Source organism: Streptomyces sp. HNM0574 (assembly GCF_012726235.1).
Classification (GTDB): Bacteria; Actinomycetota; Actinomycetes; order Streptomycetales; family Streptomycetaceae; genus Streptomyces.
Genome location: NZ_JAASAH010000017.1, coordinates 106,579 through 129,309 on the forward strand (window position 1 = coordinate 106,579; position 22,731 = coordinate 129,309).

General features: G+C 72.1%; 17 protein-coding genes. 6 read left to right on the forward strand and 11 right to left on the reverse strand.

Annotated elements, in window-relative coordinates:
* Positions 1-153: 153 nt before the first annotated feature.
* Positions 154-1,854, reverse strand: coding sequence for a murein biosynthesis integral membrane protein MurJ (gene murJ, locus HCC30_RS24155; RefSeq protein WP_169444872.1), 1,701 nt, complete (start codon positions 1,852-1,854; stop codon positions 154-156).
* 118 nt (positions 1,855-1,972) lie between these two features.
* Between murJ and HCC30_RS24160 the strand changes: the two genes are divergently transcribed.
* Both HCC30_RS24160 and recQ read left to right on the forward strand, forming a co-directional pair.
* The gene (locus tag HCC30_RS24160; protein ID WP_169444873.1) at positions 1,973-2,638 is read left to right on the forward strand and encodes a LysE family translocator; all 666 of its coding nucleotides are present in this window, start codon (positions 1,973-1,975) and stop codon (positions 2,636-2,638) included.
* A 714-nt stretch (positions 2,639-3,352) separates the two neighbouring features.
* Positions 3,353-5,386, forward strand: coding sequence for a DNA helicase RecQ (recQ, locus tag HCC30_RS24165; RefSeq protein ID WP_240979853.1), 2,034 nt, complete (start codon positions 3,353-3,355; stop codon positions 5,384-5,386).
* Here recQ and HCC30_RS24170 read toward each other — a convergent pair.
* From HCC30_RS24170 to HCC30_RS24180, 3 genes are all read right to left on the reverse strand, one after another.
* On the reverse strand, positions 5,383-5,778 hold the full coding sequence (locus tag HCC30_RS24170) for a signal peptidase I (protein WP_169444874.1): 396 nt from the start codon (positions 5,776-5,778) through the stop codon (positions 5,383-5,385). The two genes, recQ and HCC30_RS24170, sit on opposite strands and share 4 nt — an antisense overlap.
* Before the next feature lie 74 nt (positions 5,779-5,852).
* A complete protein-coding gene (locus HCC30_RS24175; RefSeq protein ID WP_169444875.1) occupies positions 5,853-7,877 on the reverse strand; it encodes a CocE/NonD family hydrolase in 2,025 nt (674 codons plus the stop codon).
* Positions 7,878-7,913: 36 nt separating this feature from the next.
* On the reverse strand, positions 7,914-9,383 hold the full coding sequence (locus HCC30_RS24180) for a peptide MFS transporter (protein ID WP_169444876.1): 1,470 nt from the start codon (positions 9,381-9,383) through the stop codon (positions 7,914-7,916).
* Between the two features lie 372 nt (positions 9,384-9,755).
* On the opposite strand from HCC30_RS24180, the gene HCC30_RS24185 reads away from it, so the two are divergent.
* From HCC30_RS24185 to HCC30_RS24200, 4 genes are all read left to right on the forward strand, one after another.
* Positions 9,756-10,769 (forward strand): polyprenyl synthetase family protein, encoded by a 1,014-nt coding sequence (locus HCC30_RS24185; protein ID WP_169444877.1) that lies wholly within the window; start codon positions 9,756-9,758, stop codon positions 10,767-10,769.
* Positions 10,770-11,008: 239 nt separating this feature from the next.
* Positions 11,009-12,361: a DUF2092 domain-containing protein gene (locus HCC30_RS24190; RefSeq protein WP_240979845.1), complete on the forward strand. Its 1,353-nt coding sequence runs from the start codon at positions 11,009-11,011 to the stop codon at positions 12,359-12,361.
* A 142-nt stretch (positions 12,362-12,503) separates the two neighbouring features.
* Positions 12,504-13,553: an ABC transporter ATP-binding protein gene (locus HCC30_RS24195; protein WP_169444878.1), complete on the forward strand. Its 1,050-nt coding sequence runs from the start codon at positions 12,504-12,506 to the stop codon at positions 13,551-13,553.
* Entirely contained in the window at positions 13,540-14,430 is an 891-nt protein-coding gene (locus HCC30_RS24200; protein ID WP_169444879.1) for an ABC transporter permease, read from the forward strand. Before HCC30_RS24195 ends, HCC30_RS24200 begins: the two co-directional genes overlap by 14 nt.
* 3 nt (positions 14,431-14,433) lie before the next feature.
* Here HCC30_RS24200 and HCC30_RS24205 read toward each other — a convergent pair whose 3' ends face one another.
* The 7 genes from HCC30_RS24205 to HCC30_RS24235 all read right to left on the reverse strand — a co-directional run bounded on the left by HCC30_RS24205 (position 14,434) and on the right by HCC30_RS24235 (position 22,684).
* Positions 14,434-15,999, reverse strand: coding sequence for an exo-alpha-sialidase (locus HCC30_RS24205; RefSeq protein ID WP_169444880.1), 1,566 nt, complete (start codon positions 15,997-15,999; stop codon positions 14,434-14,436).
* 159 nt (positions 16,000-16,158) lie between these two features.
* Positions 16,159-16,887, reverse strand: coding sequence for a FadR/GntR family transcriptional regulator (locus HCC30_RS24210; RefSeq protein ID WP_169444881.1), 729 nt, complete (start codon positions 16,885-16,887; stop codon positions 16,159-16,161).
* A gap of 87 nt (positions 16,888-16,974) precedes the next feature.
* On the reverse strand, positions 16,975-17,436 hold the full coding sequence (locus tag HCC30_RS24215) for a VOC family protein (RefSeq protein WP_169444882.1): 462 nt from the start codon (positions 17,434-17,436) through the stop codon (positions 16,975-16,977).
* A 99-nt stretch (positions 17,437-17,535) separates the two neighbouring features.
* Positions 17,536-18,531, reverse strand: a complete 996-nt coding sequence (gene rarD / locus HCC30_RS24220; RefSeq protein WP_169444883.1) for an EamA family transporter RarD — start codon at positions 18,529-18,531, stop codon at positions 17,536-17,538.
* Between the two features lie 178 nt (positions 18,532-18,709).
* Positions 18,710-19,810, reverse strand: a complete 1,101-nt coding sequence (locus HCC30_RS24225; RefSeq protein WP_169444884.1) for a 2-oxoacid:ferredoxin oxidoreductase subunit beta — start codon at positions 19,808-19,810, stop codon at positions 18,710-18,712.
* Entirely contained in the window at positions 19,803-21,644 is a 1,842-nt protein-coding gene (locus HCC30_RS24230) for a 2-oxoacid:acceptor oxidoreductase subunit alpha (protein WP_240979854.1), read from the reverse strand. The genes HCC30_RS24225 and HCC30_RS24230 overlap by 8 nt, the downstream gene beginning before the upstream one ends.
* Positions 21,645-22,024: 380 nt before the next feature.
* Complete coding sequence (locus HCC30_RS24235) at positions 22,025-22,684, reverse strand: response regulator transcription factor (protein WP_169444886.1); 660 nt, start codon at positions 22,682-22,684, stop codon at positions 22,025-22,027.
* Positions 22,685-22,731: the final 47 nt, after the last annotated feature.

Below are 22,731 nucleotides of genomic sequence, written 5' to 3' on the forward strand. Positions count from 1 at the left end.
GGGCCAGCTCAGACTACGACCGCGAACACGTCGTGGTCACTGGTTCACGGGGGCGGATGTTCTGTGGGCGGACGGGGGGTACCGGATTCCGGGCATGTCGGGTGGGTGGGGTCCCCCCCCCCGCCCCCCACCCCCTCCCTCTGCCCCTCCCCCTTACCGAAGCCCCGGGACGGCGCGGAGTTCGGTGATCCGCAGCAGCCGGGCGAGGAGCACGAACAGGAGCAGCATGGTGACGCCGCCCGCGGTCACGCCCAGTACGGGTGCCCACGTCTCCCAGCTCTTGTCTGCCGTCCAGCTCTCCGGTATCGCCGTGCCCGCGGCGGCGCGTGCCACGAGCCAGCCCGCTCCGGCGGCGGCCGCGGCGCAGGCGGTGAGCTTGCCGTAGGTGCGGCACAGCCGTTTGCCGTCGAGCCGGCCGGCGAGCTTCCGCCGCAGCAGCAGCGCCGTGACGAGCAGCCCGATCGCGTAACTGGCGCCGTACGCCGCGGCCATGCCCGTCACCGACCACCGGGCGGGCAGCAGCAGGTGGCAGCCGGTGGCGAGCAGGATGTTGGCGCCGCTGATCCACACGGCCATCCAGAACGGGGTGCGGGTGTCCTCAAAGGCGTAGAAGCCGCGCAGCAGCAGGTACTGGGCGGAGAAGGGGATCAGCCCGAGCCCGAACGCCTGGAGCATGTGGCCGAGTGGCTGGGCGGAGGCCGCGTCGGCGGTCCCGTGCGAGAAGAGCAGCTGTGCCGTCTGCGGCCCGAACGCGACGAAGAAGAACGCGGCCGGGACTATGACGACACCGCTCACCCGCAGGGCCCGCGAGAGGTCGGCGCGCAGGTCGTCCAGCCGGTGCTCGACGACGGCGCGGCTCATGCGCGGCAGCAGGGCGGTGATCAGCGAGACGGTGATGACGGACTGCGGCAGCATCCAGATCGTCTGTGCGTAGCTGTACGCGGTGAAGCCGACGCCGTCCTTCGGCAGGGCCTGGTCGGCGGCCGAGGCGTAGCGGGTGACGAGGGTGCTGGCGACGACGTTGGCGAGCACGAACAGCAGGGTCCAGCGTGCGGCGGTGACGCTCTTCCGCAGTCCTGTGCCCCGCCAGTCGAAGCGCGGCCGGAAGCGGAAGCCGGCGGCTCGCGTGTAGGGCACGAGGGCGAGGGCCTGTACGGCGAGGGCGCCCGTGGTGCCGAGGCCGAGCAGGGTCACCTGTGCCGGGGTGATGTCCGAGACGCTGTCGGGCACGGTCATCATGCCGAGGTAGATGCCGAACATGGTCAGCAGGACGATGTTGTTGAGCACCGGCGTCCACATCATGGCCCCGAACCGCTCCCGGGCGTTGAGCACTTGGCCGAGCATGCTGAACAGTCCGTAGAAGAAGATCTGCGGGAGCAGGAACCGGGCGAAGACGACGGTCAGTTCGAAGGCTTCGTGGTTCTCCGGGGTGTCCTGCTGGTAGAGGCTGACTATCTGGGGTGCCGCCCATACGGCGAGCGCCGTCCCCACGCCCAGGACGCACATCACGAGGGTCACGAGCCGCTGCTCGAACGCCCGCCCGCCGTCGGCGTGTTCGGCCCTGGCGCGGACGAGCTGCGGTACGAGGACGGAGTTCAGCGCGCCGCCGATGAGGAGGAAGTAGAGGCTCGTCGGAACGGTGTTGGCCTGGTTGTACGTCGTGGCGAGCAGGCCCGTGCCGAGGGCGGCGGCCTGCAGCACCGTCCGGAGCATGCCCGTCGCGCGGGAGACCACCGTTCCCGCTGCCATCAGGATCGATGAGCGGCGCAGGCCGCGGCCTGCGCTGTTGGGATCCGTGCTGTGGTCGTTCTCCGTCGGTGCGCCGTGCGTCGGTCGCGTTGTCCCCTCCGTCATGCGGACAACGTACGGGGATTTCTGGGGAGGGGGAGAAGAGGAGTCTCTTGCTGTGGATAAGTGGCTGCCTGTGGATAACTCGGTGCTGCGGGGCCGGAGATGAGGCAGTCTGGGCGGCATGTTGTCGATGTTGCTGACATTCCTCGGCGTCTCTCTCGTTCTGACGGCCATGCCCGGGCCCGACACCTTGCTCGTCGTCCGCAGTGGGCTGCGTGGCAGGGCGGAGGCGTTCGCGGTCGGTGCGGGTACGGCCGTGTCCGCGCTGGCCTGGGGTGTTGCCGCGGCGTTCGGTCTGGCCGTCGTTCTCCAGCAGTCGGCGGTGGCCTTCACCGTGGTGAAGATCGCGGGTGCCGCGTATCTGCTCTGGCTCGGGGCGCACACCCTGTGGAACGCCCGGCGGTCGGCCCGCGCCGCCCGGAAGCCGGACGGCGGGAGCGAGGCGGAGGCACCGGCGGAGCCGTCCGCGGGTGGTCCGGCGCCGGCGTCCGGTTCGGCGTGGTCCGGGCTGCGTACGGGGCTGATAGCGGGGATCCTCAACCCGAAGACGGGGCTGTTCTACGTCGCGGTTCTCCCGCAGGTGCTGCCGAAGGACGCGCCCGTCCTGTCCTCGACGCTGCTGTTCGCCGTCGTCGACGCCGCGGTCGTCGTCGCCTACATGGCGGTCCTCGCCTCGCTGGCGGCGCTGCTCCTGCCGTACCTGCGCCGTCCGAAGATCCTGCGTAACGCCGAACGCGTCACGGGCGTCTCGCTCATAGGTCTCGGCGCCCACGCGGCCGTCGAATAGGGGGAGTTGGCGCCCCGTTCCGAAGGTTCGCGATTCAGGTGCACCCGGCCCCCTGGGCACGGGAGTGCCCCGGCGGCAGCGGCCACTGCCCCGGGGCTGGTCACCCTCAACTACTGGAAGAGAGTCGATGACAGTTCGGGAATCTATCCGCTGTGCGGTGGGCGCACTACTGGTTCGGCTGTTTCCGCCCACAAGAAAGCGACGTGACCGGAAAGCAGCGCCCGGTCCCGCACCGGAACCGTCCGGCATCGTTCACCGGCCGTCGCGTCCTGTGGTCAGGCGCGTACGGAGCGGGGTGCGGCCCGGCGGTCCGGGCCGCCGGGACGTCCTGGTGCTCGGGCGGGAGCGGTGCGGCCGGTTCCGCGAGACGGGTGGTCATGCCGGTGGTGTGCGGCCTCCGCGCCGTGCGCTGCGGGCGAGGTATGTGCGGGGCGGGCGCTCCGTTCGCCGGGGCGGCGCGTCAACAGGGCTGTGGGGGAGGCGCGTTGGCGGGCTCCGGGCCGACGGCTTCGGCTCCGTCGCGGTGCGGTGCGTGCGGTGGCTCCGGTGGGGACGCTGGGGCGCGGGGTCTGTGCACCGGGCCGGCTCGTGACCGGGGCGGCTGGTGTGGCGGGAAGGGTGTGAAGGGTGTCGGTCGGGCGGCCTAGGGTGGCTGGCATGGGTAGCAGGGGCGAGACAGCCGGGAGCGGTGCGGGCGTGCACGACGACGCGGGCATGTGGGGCGACGACCCGGCCACGTGGGGTGACGACCCCGGGATGTGGGGTGAGGAACCCCCGTGGGACGAGCCGGTGCCGGAGGCCGACTGGGGCCGGGCGGACGGGCCGGGCGCGGAGGCGGACGCCGGCGCGGCTGCCCCGGGCCCGGTGGCCGCGGCGCTGGAGACGGCGCCGGGGGACGGGGAGAGCCGGGCGCGGCGGGTGCTGCACCGCGTCTTCGGGTACGAGGCGTTCCGCGGTGAGCAGGAGGCGATCGTCGACCACGTGGTCGACGGGGGCGACGCCGTCGTGCTCATGCCGACCGGCGGCGGCAAGTCGCTGTGCTACCAGATCCCGGCCCTGGTCAGGCCCGGTACGGGCGTCGTCGTCTCGCCGCTGATCGCGCTGATGCAGGACCAGGTCAAGGCGCTGGAGGCGCTGGGCGTCCGCGCGGGGTACATCAACTCCACGCAGGATCTGGACGAACGCCGGGTGATGGAGGCCCAGTTCCGGGCCGGTGAGCTCGACGTGCTGTATCTCGCGCCCGAGCGGCTGCGTACGGAGTCGGCGCTGGAGCTGCTGAGCAGCACCGAGATCTCGCTGTTCGCGATCGACGAGGCGCACTGCGTGTCCCAGTGGGGGCACGATTTCCGGCCGGACTATCTCGCCCTGTCCCTGCTCGGCGAGCGCTGGCCGGACGTGCCGCGGGTGGCGCTCACGGCGACGGCGACGGAGGCCACGCACCAGGAGATCACGCAGCGGCTCGGCATGGACCGGGCCCGGCATTTCGTCGCCGGGTTCGACCGGCCCAACATCCAGTACCGGATCGTGTCCAAGAGCGACCCGAGGAAGCAGCTGCTGAAGCTGCTGCGGGAGGAGCACGCGGGCGATTCCGGGATCGTCTACTGCCTGTCGCGGAATTCGGTGGAGAAGACCGCCGAGTTCCTGTCCCGGCAGGGCATCGCGGCCGTCCCGTACCACGCGGGACTGGACGCGGGGACGCGTGCGCGGCACCAGTCGCGGTTCCTGCGGGAGGACGGCCTGGTGGTGGTGGCGACGATCGCGTTCGGCATGGGTATCGACAAGCCGGACGTGCGCTTCGTCGCCCATCTCGATCTGCCCAAGTCAGTCGAGGGCTACTACCAGGAGACGGGCCGTGCCGGCCGGGACGGGCTGCCGTCGACGGCGTGGATGGCGTACGGCCTCCAGGACGTGATCCAGCAGCGGAAGCTGACGGAGAGCGGTGAGGGCGACGAGGCGTTCCGGCGCCGTGCGGCGGCGCATCTGAACGCGATGCTGGCGCTGTGCGAGACGGTCGAGTGCCGCCGCAGGCAGCTGCTGGCCTACTTCGGGCAGGAGCTGGAGGGCGGCGCCACCTCCTGCGGGAACTGCGACACCTGCATGAACCCGCCCGAGTCGTGGGACGGCACGGTTCCGGCGCAGAAGCTGCTGTCGACGATCGTGCGGCTCCAGCGGGAGCGGGGGCAGAAGTTCGGCGCGGGCCAGATCGTGGACATTCTGCGGGGGCGGCGTACGGCGAAGGTGGGCCAGTTCCGGCACGACGAGCTGTCGGTCTTCGGGATCGGGGCCGATCTGAGCGAGGCCGAATGGCGCGGTGTCGTACGGCAGTTGCTGGCGGGCGGTCTGCTGCGGGTGGAGGGCGAGCACGGCACGCTGGTGCTGTCCGAGGACAGTCAGCTGGTGCTGCGGGGCGACCGCGAGGTGCGGCTGCGGCACGAGGCGAAGGCGGCCGCGCTGCCGCGGGAGCGGCGCTCGCGTTCTTCGGCGCCGGCCGCGGCGGAGGATCTGTCGGGTGCCGATCTCGCCCTGTTCGAGGCGCTGCGGGCCTGGCGGGCCGAGCAGGCGCGGGAGCAGGGCGTCCCGGCGTACGTGATCTTCCACGATGCGACGCTGCGCGAGTTCGCCGTCCGCCGTCCCGCTTCGTTGGCCGAGATGGGCGAGGTGAGCGGGGTCGGTGAGAAGAAGCTGACGACGTACGGCGAGGGTGTGCTCGCGGTGGTGGCCGGTGCCGGGGCGGAGGGGGACGGCTAGGCGGGTGCGTCGGGGATCCGGTAGCCGGGGACGGAGGGCCAGCGGACGGTGAGGACGACGGATTCCTCCTCGGCGTACCAGGAGTGGTCGGTGCCCTTGCCCCACACCACGTAGTCGCCCTGTGCGCACAGGAGCACGCTGCGGCCGGGGAGTTCGACGCGGAAGCGGCCGCTGATCAGGACGAGCAGCGCGGTGCGTACCTCGCCGGTGGCCCACTGCGCGCGCTCGTCGCCGGGCGGGTGGACGCCCCATTTGATCTCGACGTCCTCGCTGTGCCGCGGGTCGCCGGCGTCCTTGAAGTGGCCCAGCAGCCAGCCGCGGTCCAGCGCCGCGTCGGCTCCCGCGTTGCCCACGTACACGCCGTCGCTCGGCCCGTCCACGTTCTGCTCCATACGGGGACGCTATCCGGGGCCGGTGGCAGTGGGCCGTGCGGGGGCCGGACGGCGCCGGCCCCCGCACGGCAGGGTCACCCCGCCGTGCGCGGGATGCGGCGCTGCCAGGTGCGGTGGAAGAACTCCTGGTCGCCCTCGCTGCACAGCAGTTCGTTGTCGGTGATGAAGTCGGCGCCGTCGGTGGTGATCTCGGAGCGGACCCGTACGCGCGCGTCCCAGCCGAGGTCGGGGCGGTGCAGGCGGATCGACCAGTCGGAGCGGGTGCGGGCGCTCAGCGGGTCGGACTCCTGGACGGTGTACGTCTCCAGCGCGTCCTCGGTGAACTCCAGGCCGTCCGGGTAGATCCGGGTGCCGCCGTAGCGCGGGTCGACCTCCAGCTTCCAGGTGCCGGCGGCGACGTCCCGCACCACGAGCCGTTCGGGCCGCTGGTCGGGCACCTCCGGGTATTCGACGCCGAGCGGCTCCGCCTGCTCCGGCGCCTCGAAGGTGATCGGTGCCCGCTCCGCGTCGCCGGAGGTGTCGCGGACGGGGAACTCGACGCCGCTGGCGGCCGGTTCGACGCTCCAGCCGGCTTCGCTGCCGGGCTGCGGCCAGATCCACGGCCAGTACGCGGAGGACAGGGCGACGCGGATGCGGTGTCCGGCGGGGAAGGCGTGCCCGATGCCGTTGAGTTCGAAGGAGACGTCCTCGGTGGTGCCCGGTTCCCAGGTGTGGACGGTGTCGCGGCCGTGCCGCGCGGACAGGTTGAGCACGCCGCGGGTGACGAGGGTGGAGGAGCCGTCGGGCGCCACGTCGCAGATCCGGGCGATGACCTGGCCGCGCGGGACCTCGGAGGTGAGGCGCAGGGTGACGCGGGGGCGGCCGAGGATCTCCAGCCGGCCGGTGAGTTCGGGCAGGTCGAAGCAGACGGAGCGGCCGTCCTCCTCGCGCTGGTCGGGCGGCAGGTCGGAGTCGTTGCCGAAGGGGAAGTAGCGGCCCGCGTCGAGGCCGGTCTGCTGCGGCGAGCACACCCGGACGCGTTCGCCGGGGGCGCCGGGGAGGGTGTGCGGGGTCATGGTGACGGCGTCGGGCCAGTGGTCCTCGCCGACCCAGCGGCCGTCCAGTTCGGGGTAGACGGTGGCCGGCGGGTGGGATTCGCTGATCCAGGCGCGGAGCAGCGGCTCGTCCATGACGCCGGTGTCCTCGTCCTTGAGCCAGTGGTCCCACCAGCGCAGCGTCTCCTGCAGGAAGCCGATGGCGGGCCCGGGCGGCAGGCCGCGGTCGGGGTACTGGTGCGACCAGGGGCCGATCAGCGCGCGCACGGGGGCTGTGCTGTGCCGGGGGAGCTGTTCGACGAGGCGCAGCGCGGTGTCGCGGTACGGGTCGTGCCAGCCGCCGACGGCGAGGACGGGGGCGCGTACGGCGGAGTAGTCCTCGCAGACGCTGCCGTGCTTCCAGTAGTCGTCGCGGGTCTGGTGGTCCAGCCAGGTGTGGATGAACGGGTCGACGGCTTCGAGCCGGTCGCGCCACATGCCGCGCCAGGCGTCGCCGACCTGCGCCGGGTCCGGCGGGCGGGAGACGAAGGCGAGCATGGTGGACGCCCAGGCGTGCATGTCGACGGCGAGGACGGAGCCGCCCATGTAGTGCACGTCGTTGTCGTACCGGTCGTCGGCGGAGCAGACGGTGACGACGGCCTTCAGTGCCTCGGGGGCGCGGGCGGCGAGCTGGAGGCTGTTGAACCCGCCCCAGGAAATGCCGAACATGCCGACCTTCCCGGTCGACCAGGGCTGCGCGGCGAGCCAGGCGATGACGGCTTCGCCGTCGGCGAGTTCGGTCTCGTCGTACTCGTCGCCCGGCATGCCCTCGGAGTTGCCGTGCCCGCGGACGTCGACGCGGACGGAGGCGTAGCCGTGGCCCGCGTACCAGGGGTGGCGCTGGGCGTCGCGGGGTGCGGTCCAGTCGCTGAGCCGGTAGGGGAGGTACTCCAGCAGGACCGGGACGGGCGCTTGGGTGCGGGGCCGCCAGATCCGGGCGTAGAGCCGGGTGCCGTCGGGGAGGGGGATGCGGACGTCCTCGCGCAGCACTTCGTGCGGGAAGGACTCGGCGGTGCGGATGTGCAAGGAAACCTCTGCGTCTGCTCGTCGGGGGAGGGCGGCTCAGTGGACGGGCGCCATGGTGCGGCGCAGCCAGGGCAGCGCCGCCATCACGGCGAGGCCGAAGACGACGGTGATGCCGCCGTTGAGGCCGAAGTAGACGGGGGCCGACAGCTGGTCGTACAGCTTGACGGTCTGCGCCTGGATGCCGTTGGCGAGGGCCAGGGACAGCATCCACAGGGCCATGGTCTGGCTGGAGAACGCGGCGGGCGCGAGCTTCGTCGTGGCGGACATGCCGGTGGTCTGGAGGATGACGTCGCCGGAGCCGAGGAGGACGAAGGCGGCGACCATCCACCAGACGGCCATCTTCCAGTCGTCACCGGTGCGTCCGCTGGTGGCCCAGGCCATGACGAGGAAGGAGAGCCCGCCGAGGACGACACCGAGCGCGATCTTCCGCGAGGCGTGCGGCTGCCGCGTTCCGAGCTTGACCCACAGCGCGGCGATGACCGGCGCCGACAGCACCTCGACGACGCCGAGCACGGAGTTGTACCAGGTGGAGGGGAACTCCCAGCCGAAGACCTCGGTGTCGGCGTGATCGGCGGCCAGCAGCGTCATCGTCGAGTACGACTGGAACAGTACGAGGTTGAAGACGACGGAGGCGGCGAACAGCACGATGTAGGGCCGCAGTCGGCCGCGTTCCTCGGAGCTGACGCGGGGGCTGCGGAACATCACCACGAAGTACGCGACGGGCGCGAGCACGGAGACGAACGAGGCCAGGTCGACGACCTTCGCCATGGACAGCCAGCCCGTTCCGCTGAGCAGCACGGCGACGAGGGCGAGGACGACGGCGCCCGCCACGATCAGCCAGACCGCGCGGCGCATCGCCGCGTGCGGCAGCGCGTACTCGGCGGCGTGCTTGCGGCCGGCGAGGTCGCGGCGGCCGAGCACGTACTGGATCAGGCCGAGGGTCATGCCGACGGCGGCGGCGGAGAAGCCCCAGTGCCAGCCCTGTTTCTGGCCGAGCCAGCCGGCGACGAGCGGGCCGAGGAAGGCGCCGATGTTGATGCCCATGTAGTACAGCGCGAAGCCGGCGTCGCGCCGTTCGTCCTCGGTCGTGTAGAGCTTGCCGACCATCGAGGAGACGTTGGGCTTGAGCAGCCCCGTGCCGAGGATGATCAGCCCGAGCCCGACCCAGGTCATGGCGGCGGTGGGCACGGCCATCGAGTAGTGGCCGCAGGCGATGAGGATGCCGCCGAGGAGGACGGCCCGGTAGGCGCCGAGGATGCGGTCGGCGAGCCAGCCGCCCGCGACGGAGACGAGGTAGACCAGCGTTCCGTACGCGGCGACGACGGAGGCGGCGGTGCCGGAGGCCATGCCGAGCCCGTCGTTGGCGACGGTGTCGGAGAAGTACAGGACGAGGATCGCCTGCATCCCGAGGAACGAGAACCGTTCCCAGACCTCCAGGCCGCTCAGCGGCAGCAGGCCCCGAGGATGGCCGAGAAAGGACCGCTCGTCGTCCGCGGTGGCGGGCATACCGGAGCCGGAGGCAACCGGCGCGTCACTCGCCGTAGCTCCCTGCGGGGACCCCCGGCCGCCGTCGTCGTCGGACGAATGGCTTGAATTGGGCGGCGGGGCCACGAGCAACTCCAGGGGCGTCGGTGATTCGCGTGCCTCTGCTTCCCCGGCCGTGCACGGCAAACCACGTGGAGCGGGGTGACGTGCAACATACCGCGCGGGGGCGGAGGAAGGCCCGGATCCGGCGCCAGTCGGACGTGCTGGACGGGCGCCGACGGTGATCACCGGGTGACCGGATACGCTGCCGGGAGATGGTGGCACTGAGTTATTGAGACACCGCACGATCACACTTGATCGTTCATTCATCGTACGCAGACAGGAGTACCCCTCGTGACCGTCGTCGGGCCCTTCGGACTGACCGTGCGGGACAGCGCTGTCGAAGCTGACGTCCAATCAGGGATGGCGGCCGTCGAAGAAGGTCTCTTCGAGGCCACCAAGAGCGATGTCCCGTTCATAACGGAGGCTGCCCAGCACCTCGTCCGCGCGGGCGGCAAGCGTTTCCGTCCGCTGCTGGTGCTGCTGGGCTCCCAGTTCGGCGACCCGCACGCGCCCGGAGTGGTGCCGGCCGCCGTCGTCGTCGAGCTGACGCACCTGGCGACGCTGTACCACGACGACGTGATGGACGAGGCCGATGTGCGCCGCGGGGTCCCCAGCGCCAACGCCAACTGGGACAACTCGGTGGCCGTCCTCACCGGCGACTTCCTCTTCTCCCGCGCCTCGCGGATACTGGCCGACCTCGGCCCCGAGGCCGTCCGCGTCCAGGCCGAGGCGTTCGAGCGGCTGGTCACCGGCCAGATCCTGGAGACCGCGGGCCCCGGCGAGCACAGCGACCCCGTCGAGCACTACCTCGAGGTGATCGCGGGCAAGACCGGTTCGCTGATCGCGGTGGCCGGACGGTTCGGCGCGATAATGGCCGGCGCCGACGAGTCGGTCGTGGAGATCCTCACCCAGTACGGCGAGCGCATCGGCACCGCCTTCCAGCTCGCCGACGACGTCCTCGACGTCGCCAGCGACTCGCACGAGTCGGGCAAGACGCCCGGCACCGACCTGCGCGAGGGCATCCCCACCCTCCCCGTGCTGCACCTGCGGGCGCACGCCGCGTCCGAGGCGGGCACCGACGAGGACCGCGCCCTGTGCGAACTCCTCGAGGGCGACCTGTCCGACGACGGCCGGCACGCCGAGGCGCTGCGCAGGCTCCGAGCCCACTCCGCGCTGGAGAAGGCCCGCCGGGACACCGTCCGGTACGCGGAGGAGGCCCGCGCGATGCTCGGCCCGCTGCCCGACTGCGCCGCCAAGACCGCGCTTTCGGAACTCTGCGACGCCGTCGTCCACCGCGCGGGCTGACCACCGGCCCCGCCCGGGTGCCCCTCAGGGTGCTCTCGGGGTCGGACGGGACCGTGTCATCCCCCAGGACTACGCGGAGTTGGCCCCAGCGGCTGACGACGCGTGCCCCGGAACCTGATGCCATGGACGCACACCGTCTCCCGCACACCCGGACCGTTTCGGGGGCCGCCCGGGGACAATGGCGGCAGGGGATGGACGCGTGCGCAGTCCGACCGCCACCGACACGGAGGTAGGCACAGATGGCACAGATCCAGCCGGGCGAGCCGGAAGGCAGCTCCCAACTGCCGCCGCAGCAGCCCGCAGTGGAGCCGCGGCCCGCGGCGCCCGGCCGCAGGAAGGCCGTGCGGTACGGCGTACCGGTGGCGGTCGCGGGCCTCGCGGCGGCGACGGTCGGATTCGTGCCCGCGCTCGCCAGCGCCGGTGCGCCCGACCTGCCGAAGATCTCCGCCGAGGAACTCGTCGCGAAGATGGCGTCCTCCGACGTCCAGCAGCTGTCCGGCACCGTCCGGGTCAGCACCGACCTGGGGCTGCCCGAACTGCCCGGCATGAGCGGCGGTAGCGCCTCGGGCGCCGCTGCCGAGGGAGGCGAGGGCGGCCTGTTCGGCGGCCCGCAGCAGCACGGGGCCGAGGGCGAGGGCCCGGGCGACGGGGCCGGTCGGGGCACCGCGCCGCAGGACAAGCTGATGCAACTCGCCTCCGGCGAGCACACGTTGCGCGTCGCCGCCGACGGCCCGGACAAGCAGCGGCTGTCCGTCGTCGAGGACACCTCCGAGTACAGCCTGATCCGCAACGGCGGCGAGGTGTGGGCCTACGACAGCGGCAACGACACCGCCCACCACGCGAAGGCGCCCGCGGGCGCGCACCAGAAGCCGGAGGGCCACGGCCCCGCCGCCGGCCTGCAGGACGTCACCCCGAAGGAGGCCGCGCGGCAGGCGCTGAAGGCCGCCGACGAGACCACGTCCGTGACGGTCGACGGCACCGCCAACGTCGCCGGGCGGGACGCCTATCAGCTCGTGATCGCGCCGAAGGGCGCCCCCGACTCCACCGTCGAGGCCGCCCGGATCGCGGTCGACGCGGAGAACGGCACCCCGCTGAAGTTCACGCTGAACCCGAAGGACGGCGGCAAGCCCGCCGTTGACATCGCCTACACCAAGGTCGACTTCGCCAAGCCCGAGGCCGGCACCTTCGACTTCACCCCGCCGAAGGGCACCGAGGTCATCGAGCAGGGCTCGGACGGCGGCCGGGGCGAAGGCCCCGCCGCGAAGCCGCTGCCCGCGCTGCCCGGCCTGCCCGGCGCCGAGGGCGGTCCGGCCGCCAAGGACGGCAAGGGCGGGCCGTCCGGGGTGAACGTCCTTGGCGAGGGCTGGGGTTCGATCGCGAAGATCAAGGGGCCGGAGGGGCTCGCGGGCGCCGCCGGCCAGGGCGGCCAGCTGCTGGACAGCTTCACCGAGAAGGCCAAGGGCGAGTTCGGCACCGGCCGCGTCGTCAGCACCCGCCTCGTCAACGCCCTGCTGACCGACGACGGGACGGTCTACGTCGGCGCCGTCACCAAGGAGGGCCTGATCAAGGCTGCCGAGGCCGACAGCAAGTAGCCGGCGGCAGGCGACCGAACCGGCCGGAGGCAAGCAACGGCGTGGGCCGTGCGCCGCCGCCCCAGCCCCCCCGTCACCGGGGCGGCTGCCGGGCGGCGCACGGCCCCCGCGCGGTATCGGAGCACGGTCTGGAGCAGCGCCCATGGCAGCAGCGGACGCAACGGCAGGGGACGCGACGGTGACCGACGCGTCGGCGGCGGACGCGCGGGGAGCGGAGCCGTCGCCCGTCGCGGGCGGTGGCCCCGTCATCGAGACGCGTGGGCTGAGCAAGCGGTACCGCCGCGGCGGGCTGGCCGTCGACGGGCTCGATCTGGCGGTGCCGCGCGGCAGCGTCTTCGGCTTCCTCGGGCCCAACGGCTCCGGCAAGACCACCACCATCCGCATGCTGCTCGGCCTCATCGACGCGACGTCCGGCAGCGCCCGCGTCCTCGGCGAGCCGATGCCGGGCGCCGCGCGGCGCGTCCTCCCACGCGTCGGCGCGCTGATCGAGGGGCCCGCGCTCTACGGCCACCTCTCGGGCCGGGACAACCTCGCCCGGTTCGACGCCGCCGACCCCACGGCCGACCCGCGCACCCGCGGCCGCCGCGTCGGGGAGGCGCTGGAGCGGGTCGGGCTCGCCGCCGCCGCGGGCCGGAAGGCACGCGCGTACTCGCTGGGCATGAAGCAGCGGCTCGGGCTGGCCGCCGCGCTCCTCCAGCCGCGCGAACTCCTCGTCCTGGACGAGCCGACGAACGGGCTCGACCCGCAGGGCATGCGCGAGATCCGTTCCCTGGTACGGGAGTTGGCGGACGACGGCATCACCGTCTTCCTCTCCTCGCACCTGCTGGACGAGATCGAGCAGGTCTGCACGCACACGGCCGTCATGAACCGCGGGCGGCTCGTCACCCAGGGCACCGTCGCCGAGATGGCCTCCGGCGCCCGGGACCGGCTCACGGTCACCACGCCCGACCCGCAGCGCGCCCGGGTCGTCCTCAAGGAGTACGGCCTGACCGACCTGCGGGTGACGGAGGAGACCGTCTCCGGCGAACTCCCGCCGGGCCCGGCCGACTCCGGCGGCCCCGTCGATCCGGCCGAGGTCAACGCGGCGCTCGTGCGCGCGGACGTACGGGTACGCGGCTTCGGCAGGGAACGCGCCTCGCTGGAGGACGTGTTCGTCGCACTCACCGGGGAGGGCTTCGATGTCGCGGACTGACGTCCGGACCGACGGCCGGGGTACCGGGGCGGCCGCGCGGCCGGTCTCGCCGCTGTGGACCCTGGCGCTGTTCCGGAGCGAACTCGCCGTGACCTTCCGCCGCTGGCGCACCCTCGCGCTGCTGGCCGTCCTCGCGGGCATCCCCGTCCTGGTCGGCGTCGCGGTGCGGATCGAGACCGCGGACGGGGGCGCGGCGGGCGGCGGCGGTCCGGCGTTCCTCTCGCAGATCACCAACAACGGCCTGTTCCTCGTCTTCACCTCCCTCGCGGCGACCCTGCCGTTCTTCCTGCCGCTGTCGGTGGGCGTCGTCGCGGGTGACTCCGTGGCGGGGGAGGCACACGCCGGGACGCTGCGCTATCTCCTCGTCGCCCCGGCCGGGCGGACGCGGCTGCTGTGCGCCAAGTTCGCGGCGACGCTGGCCTTCTGCGGCGCCGCCACCCTCGTCGTCGCCCTCTCCGCGCTGGTCACGGGAGCGCTGCTGTTCCCGGTGGGGGAGGTGACGCTGCTGTCGGGGACGAGCGTCCCGTTCGGCGAGGGGCTGCTGCGCGCGCTCGCCGTCGCCGCCGCCGTGGCGCTGTCACTGGTCGGGCTGGCGGCCGTCGGGCTGTTCGTCTCGACGCTGACGAACAGCGGCGTCGCGGCGATGGCGGCCACTGTCGGGCTGCTGATCACCGTGCAGATCCTGAACACGGTCCCGCAGCTCGACAGCGTCCACCCGTATCTCTTCCCGCACCACTGGCTGAGCTTCGCCGACCTGCTGCGCGACCCGGTCCTGTGGGCCGGACTGCTGAAGAACCTCGGGCTCCAGGCGCTCTACGCGGCGGTGTTCGGCTCCGCCGCCTGGGCACGCTTCACCAGCCGGGACGTCACCGCCTGACGCTCACTGCTTGATCCAGTCCGGGGTGAACCGGGAGAAGAAGATGCCGCCGAAGCCGTCGACCTCGTACAGGTTGCCGACGGAGCCGTCGCCCAGCACCGCCATCGTCGAATAGCCCGCCTCGCCCGGCTCGATGACGGCGTCGTGGCTCCAGTTCGCCCCGTCGTCGGTGCTCAGCCGGACGGTCAGGTTCTCGCGGGCCGTGGCGGAGGCGGTGTTGCTGAACAGCGCGGTGCGGGTGAGCCCCGGGGCGCCCGGGCCCGGCTTCAGGTACGAGATCTCGTCGCCGTTGTTGCGCGGGTCGACGAGGACGTCCGAGGACTTCATCTCCCCGTACGGCGCCGAACCGTCGGGGGACGTCGCGTAGTTGCGGTTCTTCATCGTGTTGTGCCGCATGTTCTGCGCGATGTCGCCGTTGCCGCGCTGCACGGCCTTGCTCTCGTTGACGAGCGATCCGGCCTTCGCGCCGGGGCGCCACGTCCGGCCGTGGTCGTCGCTGATGATGTTCGTCGCGTGGGTGACGTCGTCCTCGGTGCGGTACACGATCGGCTGGATCAGGCGTCCGCCGTCGGTCTGGATGCCGTGCCCGGAGGCGGCGAAGAGGTTCATCCACGTGGTGCTCTTGACCTGCGGGTTGAGCTCCACGGGCTCGCTCCAGGTCCGGCCGTCGTCGTCGCTGGTGCGGTAGCGGATGTGCAGGCTGTTGGGATCGTCGGGGGTGTTCACGCGGGAGTCCCGGTTGAAGAAGCCGGTGCCCTCGGGGCTGTGGTTGTAGAAGAGGAAGACACGGTTCGTCTCGCGGTCGACGAGCAGGCTGGAGTCCCCGGAGCCCTCCTTCGTGGTGTCGCTGTGCTGCACGATCTCGGGCGTGCTCCAGGTCTGCCCGCTGTCGGTGCTGCGCCGCATCCCGATCTGCACGTTCCCCGGCAGGTCGGCGCTGCCGTCGATGCGGGCGTCGGTCACGGCCAGGACGGTGCCGTTGTTCGTGACGGCCATGGCGGGGATGCGGACGGACTTGGAGGTGCCGGTGTACTCCTTGCCGTCCGGCCCCAGCATGCCCTCGAAGCGGGTGCTGCTGGAGAACAGCTCGGTGGTGTTCATCTGCGGCTTCCCCTCCCCGAGGCCGCAACTCCCGGTCCCGCTCTCGGTCTTCTTGAAGCCGCCGGGCGCGGTCACCTCGAACGCGTAGGGGCGGCCGTCGGGGCGGGTCCAGGACAGGGCGCGGTGCTCGCCGGCGGCGACGGTGCGGCTGATGGTGCCGGCCTCGTCGTCCGGGCCCTTGATCGTGAAGGTCTGCTCCGCGTCCGACCGGTTGGTGAGGAACAGCCGCAGCCGGCCGTCCGTGCACTGGGCGCCGACCCGGGCCGAGAGCGCCCCGGCGGTGGCGTTCCCCTGCTCGTTCTTCGACGGGGCGGCCTGCGCGGACAGCGAGCCGAGGGCGGGGAGGGCCAGCACCAGCCCGGCGAGTGCGACGCTCCTGGCGCCGGGCCGGGCCGGGCTCCTCCGGCGGCGGGTGCTGCGGCAGGTGGACCAGGGACCTCTGAGACGGTGACGCGGCTTCAGCTCCATGCGCGAGCGCTCCCTCAATATGTGTGACGTCAGACGTCCTATCTCCAACGGAGGCTAGGGACGGCCCAGTTGAGCGTCAAGGGTTCGCGTGTGCGGGCGCGGCGCCGGGCGTACGCGGCGCCCGGGCGGGCCTCGTGCGCGGGGGAGTGCGGGCCCGAATCAGGCCGGGGTGTGCTGCTGGGCCGTGGCGAGGCGCCGGCGGACCGGCGCGTAGTGCTCGGTGAGGGCCTCGGAGAAGCCCGCGATGTCGGCGGCCCGCGCGGTGTCCACGATGCGCTGGTGCGCGGCGATGGTGTGCTGCTCGTCATCGGCGCTGATGACGTTCAGATGCGGGGAGACGACGGCGTACACGTCCCAGAACGCCATCGACAGCTGGCCGATCAGGCCGTTGCCCGAGGCGTCGGCGAGGTGTGCGTGGAAGGCGCGGTCCGCGTCCACGAACTCGTCGCTGCCGCGCGTCTCCTGCTTGCGCATCACCTCGACCAGACCCTGCATCGCGTCCAGCCGCTCCGGCCCGAGACCGGCCACGATCTGCCCGGCCATGCTGCGTTCCAGCAGCTCACGCGCCTCCACCAGATCCGAGATCGCGCGCATGTCGTCGCCGGAGCCGAGCATTCCGCGGAACGAGAGCGACTCCACCAGCGCCGCCAGGCTGAGCCGCCCCACATAGGTGCCGTGCCCGTGCCGCACCTCGACGATGTCCAGCGCGTGCAGCGTCTTCACGGCCTCCCGCACGCTGGAACGGCTCGCGCTCAGCGCTTCGCACAGGGCGCTCTCGGTCGGCAGCGGATCGCCGGGGCGCAGGTCGTTCTCCAGGATGTACCGCTTTATCCCCTCGGTCACTTCCTGCCGCAGCAACTGCCTGCCGCCGGTCCGGTGTTCCGGCACCCGCCCGCTCCCCACCTGCTCGTCCCCCGCTCGTCCGCCTGAGACCCGCCAGCATACGTGCGCCCCGCGCCGGGCCGGAGCGAGTCCTCAGGCGACGCAGAACTCGTTGCCCTCCGGGTCCAGGAGGACCGACCAGGCGCCCTGCGGCTCGTCCACGTCCCGCAGATGCCGGGCGCCGAGGGACACCAGCCGCTCCACCGTCGCCGCACGCGCCCCGGGGCCCGCGTGCACGTCGACGTGCAGCCGGTTCTTCGCCGTCTTCGTCCCGGGACCGGCCTCCGGCACCCGCTGGAACAGCAGCCGCCGGCCGAGCCCGATCCCCGTGAACTCCTGCACCGGATCGTCCGGATGCCGCACCGCGACCGCCTCCGCGAAGAAGCGCCGCCCCTCGTGCTCCGCCGTCTCCGACGCGTCGATCGCCCCCGACTCCAGCAACTGCCCGATCAGCGCACTGTTGTCCTCGACCTCGTACTCCAGCGCCGCCCCCCAGAACACCGCCTGCGCATACGGATCCGCCGCATCCACCACCAGCTTCCACCCGAGCGCCATCCCGGCCACCTCCGTCAGCTCGCTACGACCCAGCGTCGGTGGCCACGCTAGCCGGGGGGACCGACAGGGGCCGGAGGTACGGACCGGCGGAGGACGTGTCTACGCCTCCGGCTCCAGGGAAGCCGGAGCCGCCTCCCGCGGCGTGTCCGGAGCCCCCGTCTCCGCCGCATGCCGTGCCGCCCGGGCCTCGGCCTCGCGGAGGGTGGTTCGGGTGCGGTGGGCGGTGTGGAGGGCGTCCCAGGTGAGGAGGCAGATGGCTACCCAGACGAGGGCGAAGCCGGCCCAGCGCTCGGGGGGCATCTCCTCGTGGAAGACGAGGAGGCCGAGGACGAACATGAAGGCGGGGGCGAGGTACTGGAGCAGGCCGATGGTGGAGAGCGGGAGCCGGACGGCCGCGCCGCCGAAGAAGATCAGCGGGAGGGCCGTGGCGATGCCGGAGAAGGCGAGCAGCAGGGCGTGCCCCGGGCCCTCGGCGGTGAAGCTGCCCTGGCCGGTGACGCCGAGGTAGATCAGGAAGCCGAGCGCGGGGAGGAACTGGATGGCGGTCTCGGCGCTGAAGCCCTCCACCCCGTCGAGCCGGATCCGCTTCTTGATCAGCCCGTACGTGGCGAAGCTGAAGGCGAGGCCGAGGGAGAGCCAGGGCATCCGGCCGTAGGCGATGGCCATCACGGCGACGGCGGTGGCGCCGATGCCGACGGCCGCCCACTGCGCGGGGCGCAGCCGCTCGCGCAGCAGCAGGACGCCGAAGGCGATGGAGACCAGCGGGTTGATGAAGTAGCCGAGGGAGGACTCCAGCACCCGGCCGACGGTGACGGACCAGATGAACAGGCCCCAGTTGACGGAGATGACGGCGGCGGCGAGGACGACCAGGCCGAGCTTGGCGGGCTGCTTCAGCAGCGCGCGTATCCAGGACCAGCGGCGGAGCATCAGGAGTATCAGCAGGGCCGTGGGCAGGGACCACACCATGCGCTGGGCGAGCACCTCGAAGGCGCCGGTGGATTCCAGCAGGTGCCAGTAGAGGGGGAGGAGCCCCCACATGCCATAGGCGGCGAAGCCGTAGAGCAGGCCGGTGCGCTGCTCGCTGTGCGGGCCCACGGGGGCTCCCTTCGGACGGGCGGGGAGGGAAGGACGCTCGTCGCAAGGTAGCGCCGTCCCCGGTGGCTGTCATTTCCGTTTCGGATTATGGTCCTGACGCCCGGGGGCGGGGGAACAGACGACCGCGGCCCCGCTCCTCGACGTGAGGAGCGGGGCCGCGGCCGGATGCCGGGGGCGGTCAGCCGACGACCGTCCAGGTGTCGTTGCCCGCGAGCAGGGACGACAGGTCGCCCTTGCCGTTCTGCTCGACGGCGCGCTCCAGCTGGCCGGTCATCTCCCGCTCGTACACCGGGCGCCGGACGTCCCGCAGCACGCCGATGGGCGTGCGGAACAGGGTCTCCGGGTCGGCGAGGCGGGAGAGGGCGAAGGCCGTGCCGGGGGACTCGGCGTGCGCGTCGTGCACGAGGACGGCGTCGGTGCCCGCCTCCGCGACGTCGACGATCTTCAGCTCGCCCGAGGCTGGGTCGCGGACGACGCCCTGCGAGCCGAGGCCGTCCTCGCCGGGCAGGCCGAAGCGGATCGGCTCGCCGTGCTCCAGGCGGATCACGGCCTCCTGGGCCTGCTGCTTGTCCTTGAGGGCCTCGAAGGCGCCGTCGTTGAAGATGTTGCAGTTCTGGTAGATCTCCACCAGCGCCGTGCCCTGGTGGTCGGCGGCGGCGCGCAGCACGCTGGTGAGGTGCTTGCGGTCCGAGTCGACCGTGCGGGCCACGAAGGTGGCCTCGGCGCCGAGCGCGAGGGAGACCGGGTTGAACGGGGAGTCCAGCGAGCCCATCGGGGAGGACTTGGTGAGCTTCCCCGCCTCCGAGGTCGGGCTGTACTGGCCCTTGGTCAGCCCGTAGATCCGGTTGTTGAACAGCAGGATCTTGAGGTTGACGTTCCGGCGCAGCGCGTGGATGAGGTGGTTGCCGCCGATGGACAGCGCGTCGCCGTCACCGGTGACCACCCAGACGCTCAAGTCCTCGCGCGCCGCGGCGAGTCCGGTGGCGATGGACGGGGCGCGGCCGTGGATGGAGTGCATCCCGTAGGTGTTCATGTAGTACGGGAAGCGGGAGGAGCAGCCGATGCCGGAGACGAAGCAGATGTTCTCCTTCGCCAGCCCGAGCTCGGGCATGAAGCCCTGGACGGCGGCGAGTACGGCGTAGTCACCGCAGCCGGGGCACCAGCGGACCTCCTGGTCGGACTTGAAGTCCTTCATCGACTGCTTCGCCTCGGCCTTCGGCACGAGCGAAAGCGCCTCGGCGCGGTGCAGGTCCGGGCCCTCGGTGAGGGTCTCAGCCATGGTTGCTGGCCTCCTTGAGTGCGGTCGCCAGCTGCTCGGCCTTGAACGGCAGTCCGGTGACCTGCGTGTAGGACTGGGCGTCGACGAGGTACGTGGCGCGGATCAGGGTGGCCAGCTGCCCGAGGTTCATCTCGGGGACGACCACCTTGTCGTAACGCCGCAGCACCTCGCCCAGATTCCCGGGGAACGGGTTGAGGTGACGCAGATGCGCCTGCGCGATGCTCACCCCGTCCCGCCGCAGGCGGCGGACGGCGGCGGTGATCGGTCCGTACGTCGAACCCCAGCCGAGGACCAGGGTGGTGGCGTCGCCGGTGGCGTCGTCGACCTCCAGGTCGGGCACCTCGACGCCGTCGACCTTGGCCTGCCGGGTGCGGACCATGAACTCGTGGTTGGCCGGGTCGTAGGAGATGTTGCCCGTGCCGTCCTGCTTCTCGATGCCGCCGATGCGGTGTTCGAGTCCGGGGGTGCCGGGGACGGCCCAGGGGCGGGCCAGGGTCTGCGCGTCCCGCTTGTACGGCCAGAAGACCTCGGTGCCGTCGGCCAGCTCGTGGTTCGGGCCGGTGGCGAACTGGGTGCGGAGGTCGGGTAGTTCGTCCGTCTCCGGGATGCGCCACGGCTCGGAGCCGTTCGCGAGGTAGCCGTCGGAGAGCAGGAAGACGGGGGTGCGGTAGGTCAGCGCGATGCGGGCCGCGTCGAGGGCCGCGTCGAAGCAGTCGGCCGGGGTGGACGGCGCGACGATCGGCACCGGGGCCTCGCCGTTGCGGCCGTACATGGCCTGCAGCAGGTCGGCCTGCTCGGTCTTGGTGGGCAGGCCGGTGGAGGGGCCGCCGCGCTGGATGTCGACGATGAGCAGCGGGAGTTCGAGCGAGACGGCGAGGCCGATCGTCTCCGACTTGAGCGCCACGCCGGGGCCCGAGGTGGTGGTCACGCCGAGCGAGCCGCCGAAGGCGGCGCCGAGCGCGGCTCCGATGCCCGCGATCTCGTCCTCGGCCTGGAAGGTGCGCACGCCGAAGTTCTTGTGCTTGGACAGCTCGTGCAGGATGTCCGAGGCCGGGGTGATCGGGTACGAGCCGAGGAACAGCGGCAGGTCCGCCTGCTGGGACGCGGCGACCAGCCCGTAGGACAGCGCGAGGTTGCCCGAGATGTTCCGGTACGTGCCGGGCGGGAACGCGGAGGAGGCCGGGGCGACCTCGTAGGAGACGGCGAAGTCCTCCGTCGTCTCACCGAAGTTCCAGCCCGCGCGGAAGGCCGTGATGTTGGCCTCGGCGACCTCGGGCTTCTTGGCGAACTTCGTCCGCAGGAAGTGCTCGGTCTGCTCCGTCGGCCGGTTGTACATCCAGGACAGCAGGCCCAGCGCGAACATGTTCTTCGAACGGCCCGCGTCCTTGCGGCCGATGTCGAAGTCCTTGAGCGCCTCGACGGTGAGCGTCGTCAGCGGCACCTCGTGGACGTTGTACGCCTCCAGCGAGCCGTCCTCCAGGGGGCTGGTGGCGTACCCGACCTTGGCCATCGCGCGCTTGGCGAACTCGTCGGTGTTGACGATGATCTCGGCGCCGCGCGGCACGTCGTCGATGTTGGCCTTCAGTGCTGCCGGGTTCATCGCGACCAGCACGTCCGGGGCGTCGCCCGGGGTGAGGATGTCGTGGTCGGCGAAGTGCAGCTGGAAGCTGGAGACGCCGGGGAGGGTGCCTGCGGGGGCGCGGATCTCGGCCGGGAAGTTCGGCAGCGTGGAGAGGTCGTTGCCGAAGGAGGCGGTCTCCGAGGTGAACCGGTCGCCGGTCAGCTGCATGCCGTCGCCGGAGTCGCCCGCGAAGCGGATGATCACCCGGTCCAGACGCCGGACCTCCTTGTCACCCCCCGCGGCGTTGGCGTCGCGCCCGCCCGGGACGGACTGCGCGTCCGGCTCGGCGTGCGCGTTCGGGCCGGCACCGGGGTGCCGGCCTGCTGGGCTACTGACCTGACTGGTCACGGTGGATCGGACCTCCCTCGCGGCGGCGGCTCGCCAGCCATCGTACGTCGGTAAGGTTTGCCTTCCCGTTACCAATCACATAATGGACGCCCCGGTGAGACGGACAGGGCGGCGGAAGCGGGTGCTCCGGTCACCGGGGGACGGATCGGCCCGTCTCGGCGCACCTCGTGCCGGATGGCCAAGGAGCCCTGGTCATGCGGGTCTTGGCCGGTCGAGCTGGGGTTTTCCGCGGAGCGTTCCGGCGGCTACGAACCCAGGTAGGTCAGCACGGCCAGCACCCGACGGTGATCCCCGTCACTCTGCGAGAGGCCCAGCTTCATGAAGATGTTGCTGACGTGCTTCTCGACCGCGCCGTGGCTGACGACGAGCCCGGCGGCGATCGCCGCGTTCGTCCGGCCCTCCGCCATCAGCCCCAGCACCTCGCGCTCGCGCGGGGTCAGCCCCGCCAGCACGTCCTGCTTCCGGCTGCGGCCCAGCAGCTGCGCCACCACCTCCGGGTCCAGCGCGGTGCCGCCCTCCGCGACCCGGACCACCGCGTCGGTGAACTCGGCCACGTCCGCGACCCGGTCCTTGAGCAGGTAGCCGATGCCCGTGCTGGAGCCGGCGATCAGCTCCGTCGCGTAGCTCTCCTCGACGTACTGGGACAGCACCAGCACGCCCAGCCGGGGGTGCGCGGAGCGCAGCGTGATCGCGGCGCGTACGCCCTCGTCGGTGTGGGTCGGGGGCATCCGGACGTCCGCGACGACCACGTCGGGCAGCGCGCCCTCGGCGGCGAGGCCGTCGACGGCGCGGACCAGGGCCTCGCCGTCGCCGACGCCGGCGACCACCTCGTGTCCCCGGTCCGTCAGCAGCCGGGTCAGGCCCTCGCGCAGCAGTACCGAATCCTCGGCGATGACGACCCGCACCCGACTTCTCCCTCACGTCCCGTTCCGGCGGAGCCTCCAGCATTCCA

Coding starts and splice junctions, on each gene's coding strand:
- HCC30_RS24225 (WP_169444884.1), bottom strand. CDS start 19,810: ATGGCTGAGACCCTCACCGAGGGCCCGGACCTGCACCGCGCCGAGGCG.
- HCC30_RS24160 (WP_169444873.1), top strand. CDS start 1,973: ATGTTGTCGATGTTGCTGACATTCCTCGGCGTCTCTCTCGTTCTGACG.
- HCC30_RS24205 (WP_169444880.1), bottom strand. CDS start 15,999: ATGGAGCTGAAGCCGCGTCACCGTCTCAGAGGTCCCTGGTCCACCTGC.
- HCC30_RS24200 (WP_169444879.1), top strand. CDS start 13,540: ATGTCGCGGACTGACGTCCGGACCGACGGCCGGGGTACCGGGGCGGCC.
- HCC30_RS24215 (WP_169444882.1), bottom strand. CDS start 17,436: ATGGCGCTCGGGTGGAAGCTGGTGGTGGATGCGGCGGATCCGTATGCG.
- recQ (WP_240979853.1), top strand. CDS start 3,353: ATGTGGGGCGACGACCCGGCCACGTGGGGTGACGACCCCGGGATGTGG.
- HCC30_RS24190 (WP_240979845.1), top strand. CDS start 11,009: ATGGCACAGATCCAGCCGGGCGAGCCGGAAGGCAGCTCCCAACTGCCG.
- HCC30_RS24170 (WP_169444874.1), bottom strand. CDS start 5,778: ATGGAGCAGAACGTGGACGGGCCGAGCGACGGCGTGTACGTGGGCAAC.
- murJ (WP_169444872.1), bottom strand. CDS start 1,854: ATGACGGAGGGGACAACGCGACCGACGCACGGCGCACCGACGGAGAAC.
- HCC30_RS24195 (WP_169444878.1), top strand. CDS start 12,504: ATGGCAGCAGCGGACGCAACGGCAGGGGACGCGACGGTGACCGACGCG.
- HCC30_RS24180 (WP_169444876.1), bottom strand. CDS start 9,383: ATGCCCGCCACCGCGGACGACGAGCGGTCCTTTCTCGGCCATCCTCGG.